Here is an 11,956-nt window from a genome sequence, read left to right on the forward strand (position 1 = left end):
TCAACGGGGGAGGATAGGGGATTGTCGGTTACAAATGGCTTAAGTGTCTAGCATGCCCCACTCGTCGCCGAGTACCCAACGAATAGCCGACAGCTTGCCGTTGAGCATTCCCCACTCGAAATCGGTCTATGGGCCTAGTTCGTTGGGATACTGCTCTTCAGCGGACGAACAAGACTGAAGGGCCATCGTGCCCAGCAGGGTTCTCGAGCGGCGACATCCCGAATTCTTAAGGTGGCATCGCGAGAATTGCTTTAAGCAGTGAAAACTCGGAGGTTCAATCATCCCGATCGGGTGTATTACGGTAGTTTAAAGCCATCTAACCTAGAAATCATCCCGATCGGTTCGTTTAACTTCCCTTCGAGCTCACTGCTGATACAATCATCCCGATGGGATGATTGTGGAAAAGATCACGGATACAAAAAGCCTCGGCCTACTTATCCGTCAGGAGCGCAGACAGCAAGGTCTGACGCAGGAGCAACTTGCCGGGGCGATTGGCGTTGGCGTACGTTTTTTTGCGTGAGCTTGAGGCCGGAAAAGAGAGCTGTCAGATCGGCCGCGCGCTGCGGGTCTCGGCCTCGTTCTCTCGGTTGGTCGTCGACAGGGTACGCGGTTATGACTCGCTTGTTGGATGTCTATTTTCGCGAGACCAAAGCCGGTGTACTCGGCAGGCTTGATGACGGCATGCTCGCCTTCACCTATGACGGCGCGTATCTCGCAGGAAAGGGATCGCAGCCGATTTCGTTCTTGATGCCTCTGCAGGAAGAGCCGTTTAGTGATTAGGTGGTGCGCCCGTTTTTTTCTGGGCTTTTACCAGACGAAGGCGCGCGGCAACGTCTTGCGCGCGCGCTTGGCCTCTCGGCAGGCAACGCTTTCGGGTTGCTAGAAGTCATAGGTGGCGAATGCGCAGGTGCTTTATCACTCTACCCCGCAGGCACGGCACCCGAGGTCTCGCGCCAGTCCGACACCGAAATCCTCAGTTCAGAACGGCTAGATGAAATTCTCACAAGGCTGCGTTCTCGCCCTTTGCTGGGCGGAGAGGAGGGCATTCGCCTATCGCTCGCCGGCGCACAGGACAAACTGGCGGTCATTGTCGATGACGCTTCCATCGCCTTGGCAAGAGATGGTCGACCAACGACCCATATCTTGAAACCTTTATCCAAGCGTTGGACGGAACGGTGGAGAATGAATATTTCTGCATGCGCCTTGCTGCGCGCCTCAAGCTGCCGGTGCCCCGTGTGGAGATGCGCCTCGGAGCCACTGCTTTTCTCCTGGTTGAACGGTATGATCGGACGAAAACCGTCGACGGCAAAATCGAACGGCTCCACCAAGAGGATTTCTGCCAGGCGCTCAGCGTACCGCCGGAGCTTAAGCATGAGGCTGAAGGCGGACCGGGAACGAAACGATCACTTGCACTGATCGATCAGGCCTGCGCGCGACCAGTCGCGGACCGGTTACGGTTCATCCGGATGCTGATCTTCCATTATCTTGTGGGCAATGCCGATGCCCACGGTAAGAATTATGCATTGCTTTATGGCTCCGATACACCGGATCTGGCACCGATCTACGATGCTGTCTGCACAACCGTTTACCCGCGTCTGTCGAAGAGGCTCGCGATGAAAATTGGCGGCCGCGATGTGCCCGACACGATCCAGCTGAAACATTGGACGACAATCGTTCCGGATACAAAGGCCGCTCAGCGCATCCTTGTTCGCGAGCTCGCCCAGATGGCCGAGGGGATTGTGCATGAGGCCGATGCCCTTGTTGGAGAGTTGGCCGACGAGGGGATCAAGCATCCTATCCTGAGCGCAATTCGCAAGGTCATCTCAAGTCGTGCTGGTTCGGTGCAGAGAGTCACGGAGCAGGTGTCTTAAGCCATTGAATGAAGGTCAGCATTCAGCGCCCGCACGACCGGTTCGATGGTTCGACTCCCATCGAGGCGACGGATGGTGCCATCCGCTCCAGAACAGCTTTCTCGAGGTCTCACTGCGCTTCGCAAGGGGCCTCTACAAAGCGCTCGATGCGAAAATCGTGTAGCGGCGTTTCGGTCCATCCCGTGGTGATAAGCTCGGCCATCACGTCGCCGACACCGGGGCCGAGCTGGAAGCCGTGGCCTGAGAAGCCGAAAGCGTGAAATAAACCGGGCGTGGTCGCCGACGCCTGATCACCGGGAGGCCGGCACGTAGGTGACCGCGAACTGCGCGACGGTGATGGCGAGGACACCCTCCAAATGACCTTCGTACCCCGCGCGGCGGCCCAAGTGAGGGAGGTACTGTGAATGTTGCGGACGAAAAACTGGTGAAAGATCTCCAGCACTACCAGCGTGTTCATGGCCATGGCCTGCGCGAGCGCGACGGGATAGCCACGGTCGACGGCATAGCTGAAGATGCCGAAAACCGCGGCGAGAAACAGCATCGCCACCAGCACCACGTGCCAGACCAGGCCGCCCGAGAGGATCGGCGCGTCGCGGCGTCGCGGGGGTCTGGCCATAGTACCGGGTTCGGTCGGCTCGAAGGCGAGCGCAAGACCCAGCGTGATGCCGGTGATGAGATTAATCCAGGGAATCTGCACTGCCGTGACTGGCAAAGCGAAGCCCGCGAGCAGCGCCAGGATCACCACCATGGACTCGCCCGCATTGGTCGGCAGCGTCCAATCACCTTGATCAGGTTGTCATAGACGGTCCTTCCCTCGCGCACGGCTGCGGCGATGGAGGCGAAGTTGTCGTCGGCAAGGACGAGATCGGCCGCCTCCTTGGCCGCCTCCGACCCTTTCTGCCCCATAGCGATGCCAGCATCGGCCCGTTTCAGTGCCGGCGCGTCGTTGACCCCGTCGCCTGTCATAGCGACCGACAGTCCGTTTGCCTGAAGGGCCCTGACCAGGCGCAGCTTGTGTTCCGGGCTGGTGCGGGCAAAGACGTCCACCCCCGCGAACCTCGAGCGCCAGTTGCGCATCGTCCAGCTGCGTGCATCAAGCTCCCTTCACCGTGCGGTATAGCCGCCGTCCACCACCAGTTCGGCTCCGGTGACGAATTTCGCCTCGTCGGATGCCGAAGCCTTGTCGCTGATCCATGCCAAACCTCCGTTTGCACAATGGATTCAGATTCATCGCATTGGGAAGCGAAATGAGTCGCAGCCTATGCCGGCTGGTGCGAGCCCTAAAATTTGCGACAGGCCCCCAAACCGCTGCCACCGAATCAAACGATATCGTTATTTCTTTGCGATCGTCCGGAACCTGCAGTGTCAATGGGTATTAAGTGCTCAAGGGGTTCGCCTCTAGTCCTACGACAGAGAAGCGACATGGAGCACTCGGCGCTGTATGTTCGCAAATGGAGGAAACTATGGGCTACCGAGATATCGTTGTCTATTTGGACGCTGGAGCAGATTGCGCGGCCCGTTTGCGCACTGCCATTGATGTCGCTGCCAAGCACCAAGCTAGGCTGATCGGCGTCGACATCAGCACGAAGGAAGCACAGGAAGGCGAGAGCCACGATCTCGCGCTGGCTATCGAGGATACATTCACCACGGCAGTTCAGGCGGCTGGCCTTGATTTCCAGTATCACGCGGCAAGGCCGGAAGCTCATACCGCAGAGCAACTTTTTTCCCACTCCGCGGATATTCTGGTAGCGACACAGCCCCATCCCGACCACCGCCATCTTTCCAATTCATCAGTTCCCAAAGAAGTTCTGTTGACAGCTGGGGTTCCAATGTTGGTGCTTCCGGCTGGCTGGACCGGAGAGGATGCGATCGGCGAGCAGGTGATCGTTGCCTGGAATTTCAGCCGCGAGTCAACCCGGGCCGTTCACGATGCGATGCCAATCCTCAAGGCAGCGCGCAAAGTTCTCCTGTTCGTGTTCGCGAGCAATTACAGCGACCAAAATGCAGATGTTCAAGAGATAAAGCGTCATCTCGAACACCATGGGGTAACGGTTGCCTTGGAAGGATGGCGCGATACGGGGCAAACAGATTTCACCAGTGCGTTGTTTGCTGTCCTCGACCGAGAGAGCGCAGACCTTATCGTCTGCGGCGCGTATGGCCACTCGCCGCTTTTCGAAGATGTGTTCGGCGGCGCGACGCCCAATCTGCTGAATAACATTTCCATGCCGGTCTTGATGTCGCACTAAATCGCAGCATTGCAGACTGGCCATTAACAGAACGGTGAAACATAGATACCGGCAGGGCCGCGTTTAATCCCGTCCATGTGTGTTGTGGATGAACTCACCTCGGTCGAAAGGCAACCCTGGCCGCTGATGACAATGCGAGGAGAGGCCGCCCTCATGAAGCCAATGAACGAAAAGCACCTCGCTGTTCTGCTCGAGGTGATTGCAATCTATACCGACCTTGCAAGCGAAGAACTCGGCAAAGCGGTGCTCAATGACAGGACAGCTCGAGGCGTGGCAACTGATCTCCGGTTCAGCCGGCTCGAGGCGGCCTAATGTGGGGCAGAGCTACGCCATCATCGAGCAACTTCAGATATGTGTAACTGCCAAGGGGCTTTTTCCTGATTTTTCCCCCGACGCAGGCCTCCTGTAGAGCTTCAGTTTGCGCCACCTCATGAGGCTTCTTTTCTTTTATTGGCCAACCGCAGGTGCCGCTTCACTTTCGGGACCTGTAGCAACGGATATGGGCAATGTCACGGTTGAGAACATCTCGGCTGAAGGTGAAGGCCAAGATTTCGGATAGGTTGTTCTGCCCGATGGTGTCGATGCATCCTGGGCACTGGATCGCTCGACGCTCTGGAATGCGGTCGAGCGGGCAGAGGTTCGCAAGGATGCCCGAGCCGCTCTTCAGCCTCCAGCCACCGACGAGGAGCAGCGAAGCGGGCAGGGTGTGGAGAGGGCGGTCGAAAAAGTTGAGCCGCTTGTGCCGGCTCTGACGAAATATTCCCGCAGCATCGAGGACGTGGCTCGTGAGAAGGCGAAACCCGACCTCGAGCGGGCGATGGCAGCGGTGCGGTCCGTAGGCTGCAATGTCTATGCCGATCCAGAGGGTGTTACCCTCAAGCTCAGGGACACAGACGGCCAGGCTTTGGCGAAATCGGTTGCCGATCGTCCGGAGCAGTTCGGAGAGCTGCGCGGCAAGGCCGGGCTTTTGGGCGAAAATAAAGAGCGAAGGCCGCGCGTCATTATGCCAAGGCATTCAGCAATCACGTTGCATCGGCTGGTCGGACCTGGGAGCGGCGACTTGGAGCGCAGCGCGAAGCTGAAACCTGGCAGCGCGAAAGGAGAGACGTGGTCGAAGTTCCTGGGCTCACTCAACGCAGTGAGGCCATGTTGAAGCAATTCAACGCTATTCCTCAGGCCAAGAAGGCGCAATTCGTGGAAGTGCTCGCCGGCAGTCCCGCTGGAAGAGAGGCGCTTGAGGAAGCAGAGACGCTCGCGCATGCACTTGAACGGCGTTTCGGAACCTCGGACCCACGTTCATTCAAAACAGAGCTCGACCGGCTAGGGTTCGCTGACGCGGCTAAGATCGAGCGTATCAATGAGATCGCCCGGATCGTCGATCGGGCACACGGGGCGGAGTTGAGCCGAAAGCACGAGCTGACGCGTGGACTGAAGAAGGGGCTCGGTTTGCGCCTATAGGTCTTCGACGGGTGGAGTGCCGAGCCTTTTCAGCTCGTGCATGACGAGTTCATTCGCGGTCGCGCCATGGATTTCGAATTTACCCGTTCGGGTAGAATTACAGGACCATCCACCTTGTGGTATCTTTTAGGCGGCAACGTCGCCGATCAACGAGCCAGCGGGAATATTCCATTCCTTACTAAGCTTTCGAATCTGGTCCAGATTGATTTCCCGCTTGCCATTCAGAAGATCAGCCGCTCGCGCTTTGGAGCCAATGACCGCCACTAGATCGGCGCGAGAGTAATTGTTCGCAACCATTACCGACTTGATCACGTCAACCGGGCTCGCTGTCGGGATTGCGTAGTGGTTGGCTTCATATTGCCAGCGACAATATCAGCCGAGTTGAAAGTCTTCTTCAACTCGCTGAAATTGCTCCAGCTCGCCTTGGACACGGTGGCATACCACTCCGTCATCGCAGCCTCAGCAGTCTCTCTGGGCACCCCTTTCGGCAAGCTTTTCCAAAAATTGACCTCAAATCTATGCGGCCGCTTCGACTGGCAGGCCGGCGGCCTTCCATTCGGGATAGCCGTCTTCAAGGCGATGAACGTGATAACCCCGCTCCCGTAAGGCGGCGACCGCTTCGAAGGAGAGGACGCAATAAGGACCGCGGCAGTATGCGACGACCTCCTTGCCGGCAGGAAGCTCGCCCAGGCGGCGTTCCAGATCGGCGAGCGGGATGTTAACCGCTCCTGGAAGATGCCCGAACGCGAACTCGTCCTCCGGTCGCACGTCAAGAACCGTGACCAAACCATCCTGCAGCCTTGAGAGCAGATCATCTCGGGTCACTGCCTGGAACGCGTCGCGGGCGCGGAAGTAATCGGTCATGACAAGGTTGACTTCGGCCACGTTGCGCTCGCCGACACGGCCGAGCGCTCGCATCAGAGCCACCACCTCGGCATCGCCAGCGAGACGATAGAGCACGCGTTTGCCGCTGCGCTCGCTCTCGACCAGGCGCGCACGGCGAAGGATCTGCAAATGACGCGAAGTGTTGGCGAAGGTCAGGCCGGCACGAGCGGAGAGTTCGTCAACGCTGCGCTCCCCTTGCGCGATGTGCTCCAATAGCTCGAGGCGGTGTGCGTGACCCAGCGCCTGGGCCACTTCGGCGAGGCTGGCATAGATCGCTTGTTTCGGTCCGATGGTTGACATGGATCCTCTTCAGTGGAACATTCAGCAGAATGATTGAATGTTAGCCCGCCGAGATAGGGAGTGCAAGCCCATGATCCTCCGCCAATTCCTTCACAAGGATCCCGTCGGCATCTCCTACCTATTCGGCTGCGGCGGCAAGGCGTCGGGAGCCGTCGTCGATCCGGTCGGCGAGATCGAGCCATATCTGCGCGCGGCCGAAGAGGCCGGCATGCGCATCCACTTCGTCATCGACACCCACCTCCATGCCGACCACTTCTCGGCGGGCCGGCAGCTCGCCGAGGCGTCAGGGGCCGAATATGTGCTTGCCGCGCACGCCGAGGTTTCGTTTAAATTCAGAGGAGCGCGCGACGAGGAAGTTCTGCCGCTTGGCAACGTCATCGCAAAGGTGCTGCATACGCCCGGCCACACGCCGGAGCACATCTGTCTGCTGGTAAGCGACCGCACCCGCGCAGACGAGCCGTGGTTCGTCCTGACGGGCCACACGCTGATGGTCGGCGACCTCGGTCGAACAGAGCTTGCGGTCAGCGCCGAACAGGGGGCGAAGGACCTGTTCGGCAGCGTGAGCCGCCTCAAAGCTTTGCAAGACTATGTCGACGTGCTACCCGGCGCCTATGCCGGCTCGGTCTGCGGCCGGCGTCTGAGCGGCAAGCCCTGGTCCACAATCGGCTTCGAGAAGCGCCACAACGAGGCCTTCGGGATCGAGGACGAGGCCGAGTTCATCCGCTTCATGCTCGCCGAGATCCCGCCGGCACCGCCGGAGGCAGCAGCACTGCGCGCCACCAACTCTGGCCGCGCCACCAAGGCGGCCTGATCGATGGGCGAAGCGGCATCAGCAACAACTGTAGATTCGTCGGTCAGGCTCGGATTGAAGGAGAACTGGCCACAGTTCGCACTGCTTGTCATAATCAACGCGTTCGTCGGCGGGATGGTCGGAATAGAGCGCACAGTAGTGCCGCTGATCGGTTCGGAGGAATTCCATCTTTCGTCGACGACACTCATCGTCTCCTTCATCGTCAGCTTCGGCGTAGTCAAGGCCTTTGCCAATCTCGTCTCGGGACAGCTCGCCGATTCCTGGGGCCGCAAGCGAGTTCTCGTCCTTGGCTGGCTTGTCGGCCTGCCGGTGCCGTTCATGATCATCTGGGCTCCAAGCTGGGAGTGGGTGATCGCGGCCAACGCGCTGCTCGGCATCAACCAAGGGCTTGCCTGGTCGATGACCGTGATCATGAAGATTGATCTCGTCGGACCGAAGTCGCGCGGCCTTGCTGTCGGCCTCAACGAGTTCGCGGGCTATCTCGCCGTCGGTATCACGGCGTTCCTCACCGGCTATCTTGCCGCGCAATACGGACTGCGGCCAGTACCGATCTATCTCGGTATCGGCTATGCGATCATCGGCGCGGCACTGTCGATCCTGCTCGTCCGTGATACGCGCGACCACGTCCGGCTGGAGGTCTCCGGCCATGCGCAGCAGTCTGCGTCGATCAGTTTCCGCGAAGTGTTCGCGCTCACCTCGTTCCGGGACCGCAATCTGTTCGCCGCCTCGCAGGCGGGCCTCGTGAACAATCTCAACGACGGAATGAGCTGGGGAGTCTTCCCGCTCTTCTTCGTTTCATTCGGTCTTGGCGTAGAGCGCATCGGCATCCTCAAGGCGATCTATCCGGCAACCTGGGGCATTCTGCAGATCGCCACCGGCCCCTTAAGCGATCGCTGGGGGCGCAAGGGGCTGATCGTCGCGGGCATGTGGGTCCAGGCCGCCGGTCTGTTCCTCACCGCGGCAACGAACCGATTTGAATGGTGGATCGTCGGCAGCCTGCTGCTCGGCCTCGGCACCGCCATGGTCTATCCCAGCCTGCTCGCCGCCGTCTCCGACGCCTCGCATCCGATCTGGCGAGCCCGTTCGCTCAGCGTCTACCGGTTCTGGCGCGATCTCGGCTACGCGATCGGCGCTCTCTCCGCCGGCCTCATCGCCGACAGTTTCGGGCTCTCATGGGCGATTACATCCATTGCCGCATTGACGTTTCTCTCCGGTGCGGTCGTTGCCGTCGCCATGCGAGAGACAGTCAAGGATTCGCGCACGCCAACACCATTGGGGAATAACCCGTGACAACGATCTATCTCGACTGCAACGCCAGCACGCCGATCGATCCAGACGTGGCGGCTGCCATGCGGCCGTTTCTCGATAGGGCGTTCGGGAATCCTTCCAGCGGCCACTGGGCGAGCGCCCCGGCGAAGGCTGCTCTGGAGAATGCGCGGAGCCAGGTTGCCGGACTGCTGGGCTGTGAACCCGACGAGATCGTGTTCACAAGCGGTGGCAGCGAGGCCAACAACCTGGCGATCAAGGGTACGTTCTTTGCCCTCCGGGATAAAGGCGAGCATATCATCACCGTTCAGGGCGAGCATCCCGCCGTGCTCGGCCCTTGCCGTTTTCTCGAGCGGCTCGGCGCGACGGTGACCTACCTTCCGGTCGACGGCACGGGCATGGTCAATCCCGAGGACGTGCGTCGCGCCATTACACCGCGCACCATCCTGATCAGCGTCATGCACGCCAACAACGAGGTCGGCACGATCCAGCCGATCGAGGAGATTGGCGCTATTGCGCGCGAACGGGGGATTCGGTTCCACACGGACGCGGCGCAATCTATCGGCAAGATTCCTACCAAGGTCGATACGCTCGGCGTCGATCTGCTGTCCATCGCCGGTCACAAGCTCTATGCACCCAAGGGCGTCGGGGCGCTCTACGTCCGCCGTGGCGTCGAGCTCGAGCCGCTGATCCACGGCGCCGGGCATGAGCATGGCCGGCGCGCCGGCACCGAAAGCGCCTTGCTCGCAGTCGGGCTCGGAGCCGCCTGCGCGCTCGCCGTGGACCTCGAACCGATGACCCGCGTCCGGGCACTGCGCGACCGCCTTTGGAATGCGCTGCAGGAGGGGTTCGGCGGACGTGTCGTGCTGAACGGCCATCCACAACACCGACTTCCCAATACGCTGAACGTCTCGTTTGTCGGTTTGGTCGGCGCCGAGGTGCTTGCCGGCCTCGACGGAGTCGCGGCCTCGACCGGGTCGGCATGCCACGCGGGTAGCGTCGAACTCTCTCCGGTGCTGGCCGCCATGGGAGTGGCCGAGACGGTCGGCATGGGAACGGTCCGCTTCAGTCTCGGTCGGACCACGACAGAAGCCGAGATCGATAGCGTCGTGGATCAGCTTCGGACCGCCTTATCCCGATCCACGGCTGAAGGAGGTTCCGATGGGCTTTTATAATGACGTTATCCTACCGAAGCTTTGCCATCTGTCGATGCGCAACAAAAACCTTGTCCCTTATCGCGAGAGGGTGATCGGCGGGGCGCAGGGCCGGGTCCTTGAGATCGGCATCGGATCGGGAATGAACCTGCCCTTCTATGGATCTGGCGTGCGTGAAGTCCTGGCGCTGGAGCCCTCCGCGCCGCTTGTCGACATGGCTCGTGGGGCACAGCACGGAAGCGACTTTCCGGTCCGCTTTCTCGAAGCCTCGGCGGAGGCGATTCCGCTCGAGGATCGGTGCGTTGACACGGTGGTGACGACCTGGACACTGTGCACCATACCGAACGCAGACATTGCTCTTAAGGAGATGCGCCGTGTGCTTCGCCTGGGCGGCCAACTGCTCTTTGTCGAACATGGGCTGGCGCCGGACGAAAGTGTTCGGCGCTGGCAGCACTGGCTGACCCCAGCTTGGCGACGCATCGCCGGCGGTTGCCATCTCAACCGCCAGATCTCCACGATGATCGAGGAGGGCGGCTTCCGTTTGGACCGATTGGAGACCGGCTACATGCCCGGCCCGAAGCCGATGACATTCATGTATGAGGGCAGCGCGAGGCCACGGTGACCGCGCAACAGAACGAAACTCTGGTCTCGGCGCCTCCGACCGACACTATGCCGAACTCACGATCAGGAATTACCGGAAGTCACAGGCTTTGGGGAAGGACTCGGCATAGTTTCCTGCTTGGGACAAATACCGGATCGTCACATTGACACCCTCAAGGTGAAGTCCAGAAATTTCCACTGATACCGTGGTCAGTGTCTGGCTCGCGATCCGGAAGTATCCGATTTCGAACTTAGGCATGCGTGACAAGAGGCGAGAATGCGTGTGACTATTACTCAATAAAAGCAATTAGTTAGGTGTGCAACATGTATTATGGAACTTGGTGCAGTTGGTCGATCAACGGCTTGCGACTTACGTCAAGGAAACCAACACCCGCCGGGAGAACCTGACAAAGTTTCCGTGAGGATTCGATGTCAGGTTGCGGGACATCAGCCCAGTGAAACAGAAACGTACAAGCTGGGAAGACCACTTCTGCGCATTGTCGCCATCTGCTTCGAGAATGCTGAGGATGGCTTTTATTCTTGCCGGCAGTTCGTGGGGGGGGGAGGAAGTCCCGGAGTATCACCGAGGCGAGTGCTATGGCACGCTGCTGTCGAGCACGGCGGAAACGATCTCAGCCAACGGGCGTGCGCTGGTGTAAATCAGCCCTTGGCCTGCCCGGCGCTGGCCGGGGTTGCAGAGGGTAGGCCAAATAGTCGAGTGACGTCGACTTATAGCGCCGCGAGCCGGGGTGCAGACAAGAAGTCGGGCCACCGGAGATTGCTCGACCAGCATAGTGCCGCGCCAGTACCGCGATTGATTGATCCGTTCTTGGCCATATCGGCGACAAGCGTCGCGACGCGCGCGTTACTGAAAAATCTCGCGAGCTTCGGCCTTGGCCGCTAACAGCGCCTCCATTAAAAGGCTCTCGGCGTGAATATGCCGGCGGAGCGCTTCCTGGAAGCCGTGCAGTAGACGGGCAACGATGTTTGGCCCGAGATCGGACCGGCCATCGGCCAACTCGCAAAGGAGGAGTGAGAGTTCCTCTGCCGCCAGCCGGTCGCAACGATGATCAGCCTTCAGCCTTTCGATGGCCTTGGCGGCGAAGAACGAACCCGCGTTGCGATCGAAATCGGGAAAAAGAGTATGCTCTTCGAGGTCATGAACCTCCTTCAAAATTGCTGGGATCGACTGCGCAAGCTCACGAACTGGTTCGCTGCCACTCATCTCGATGTCCGCGGCAACCTCCTCGAGCCGAAGACAAATCGTGAGCAGTTCGCGGTGGAGCATTTCCAGGCGCATGATATCTGCAGCGCCAAGCGGGCGCGACGTTGCGTTCAACTCCACCTCCTATCACCTTAAGAATG

General features: G+C 59.8%; 11 protein-coding genes and 5 pseudogenes. 10 read left to right on the plus strand and 6 right to left on the minus strand.

All coding sequences use genetic code 11. The features are described from left to right. Positions 1-397 precede the first annotated feature (397 nt). The 3 genes and pseudogenes from ASD02_RS40550 (at position 398) to ASD02_RS40560 (ending at position 1,871) form a co-directional block, all read left to right on the plus strand. Positions 398-520, plus strand: a complete 123-nt coding sequence (locus ASD02_RS40550) for a helix-turn-helix domain-containing protein (protein WP_347376823.1) — start codon at positions 398-400, stop codon at positions 518-520. A gap of 161 nt (positions 521-681) precedes the next feature. Then, positions 682-861, plus strand: a pseudogene (locus ASD02_RS40555) (HipA N-terminal domain-containing protein); the annotation flags it as partial. Positions 862-1,175: 314 nt separating this feature from the next. Further along, the gene (locus ASD02_RS40560; protein ID WP_347376824.1) at positions 1,176-1,871 is read left to right on the plus strand and encodes a HipA domain-containing protein; all 696 of its coding nucleotides are present in this window, start codon (positions 1,176-1,178) and stop codon (positions 1,869-1,871) included. Positions 1,872-1,980: 109 nt separating this feature from the next. Here ASD02_RS40560 and ASD02_RS38945 read toward each other — a convergent pair. Beyond that, positions 1,981-2,189, minus strand: a pseudogene (locus ASD02_RS38945) (FAD-dependent oxidoreductase); the annotation flags it as partial. Further along, positions 2,174-2,915 (minus strand): annotated as a pseudogene (locus tag ASD02_RS38950) (HAD-IC family P-type ATPase); the annotation flags it as partial. The pseudogenes ASD02_RS38945 and ASD02_RS38950, both read right to left, overlap by 16 nt. Positions 2,916-3,334: 419 nt before the next feature. Here ASD02_RS38950 and ASD02_RS09555 point away from each other — a divergent pair. Both ASD02_RS09555 and ASD02_RS38105 read left to right on the plus strand, forming a co-directional pair. Continuing rightward, the gene (locus ASD02_RS09555) at positions 3,335-4,117 is read left to right on the plus strand and encodes a universal stress protein (RefSeq protein ID WP_057215091.1); all 783 of its coding nucleotides are present in this window, start codon (positions 3,335-3,337) and stop codon (positions 4,115-4,117) included. A gap of 153 nt (positions 4,118-4,270) precedes the next feature. After that, positions 4,271-4,375, plus strand: a pseudogene (locus ASD02_RS38105) (protein-L-isoaspartate O-methyltransferase); the annotation flags it as partial. Between the two features lie 214 nt (positions 4,376-4,589). Here the strand turns inward: ASD02_RS38105 and ASD02_RS39660 are convergent. After that, positions 4,590-5,132 carry a hypothetical protein gene (locus tag ASD02_RS39660; RefSeq protein ID WP_057220605.1) on the minus strand — a complete coding sequence of 181 codons (543 nt, stop codon included), beginning with the start codon at positions 5,130-5,132 and terminating at the stop codon, positions 4,590-4,592. Between the two features lie 131 nt (positions 5,133-5,263). On the opposite strand from ASD02_RS39660, the gene ASD02_RS09565 reads away from it, so the two are divergent. After that, the gene (locus ASD02_RS09565) at positions 5,264-5,575 is read left to right on the plus strand and encodes a hypothetical protein (protein ID WP_156408390.1); all 312 of its coding nucleotides are present in this window, start codon (positions 5,264-5,266) and stop codon (positions 5,573-5,575) included. A 126-nt stretch (positions 5,576-5,701) separates the two neighbouring features. Here the strand turns inward: ASD02_RS09565 and ASD02_RS09570 are convergent. Then, positions 5,702-5,935: pseudogene (locus ASD02_RS09570) on the minus strand (transcriptional regulator); the annotation flags it as partial. Positions 5,936-6,091: 156 nt separating this feature from the next. Beyond that, a complete protein-coding gene (locus ASD02_RS09580; RefSeq protein ID WP_057220606.1) occupies positions 6,092-6,760 on the minus strand; it encodes a metalloregulator ArsR/SmtB family transcription factor in 669 nt (222 codons plus the stop codon). A gap of 70 nt (positions 6,761-6,830) precedes the next feature. On the opposite strand from ASD02_RS09580, the gene ASD02_RS09585 reads away from it, so the two are divergent. From ASD02_RS09585 to ASD02_RS09600, 4 genes are read left to right on the plus strand one after another with little or no spacing between them, the layout of a single operon-like run. After that, positions 6,831-7,571, plus strand: coding sequence for an MBL fold metallo-hydrolase (locus tag ASD02_RS09585; protein ID WP_057220607.1), 741 nt, complete (start codon positions 6,831-6,833; stop codon positions 7,569-7,571). 3 nt (positions 7,572-7,574) lie between these two features. Further along, on the plus strand, positions 7,575-8,861 hold the full coding sequence (locus ASD02_RS09590) for an MFS transporter (RefSeq protein WP_057220608.1): 1,287 nt from the start codon (positions 7,575-7,577) through the stop codon (positions 8,859-8,861). Continuing rightward, positions 8,858-10,012 carry a cysteine desulfurase family protein gene (locus tag ASD02_RS09595; RefSeq protein WP_057220609.1) on the plus strand — a complete coding sequence of 385 codons (1,155 nt, stop codon included), beginning with the start codon at positions 8,858-8,860 and terminating at the stop codon, positions 10,010-10,012. Before ASD02_RS09590 ends, ASD02_RS09595 begins: the two co-directional genes overlap by 4 nt. Further along, positions 9,999-10,613, plus strand: a complete 615-nt coding sequence (locus tag ASD02_RS09600; protein ID WP_057220610.1) for a class I SAM-dependent methyltransferase — start codon at positions 9,999-10,001, stop codon at positions 10,611-10,613. The genes ASD02_RS09595 and ASD02_RS09600 overlap by 14 nt, the downstream gene beginning before the upstream one ends. Before the next feature lie 843 nt (positions 10,614-11,456). On the opposite strand, the gene ASD02_RS09605 is transcribed toward ASD02_RS09600, so the two are convergent. Then, complete coding sequence (locus ASD02_RS09605) at positions 11,457-11,891, minus strand: hemerythrin domain-containing protein (RefSeq protein WP_082555514.1); 435 nt, start codon at positions 11,889-11,891, stop codon at positions 11,457-11,459. Between the last annotated feature and the right edge of the window lie 65 nt (positions 11,892-11,956).

Origin of the sequence: Ensifer sp. Root1252, from assembly GCF_001425885.1 — a bacterium.
GTDB lineage: Bacteria > Pseudomonadota > Alphaproteobacteria > Rhizobiales > Rhizobiaceae > Ensifer > Ensifer canadensis.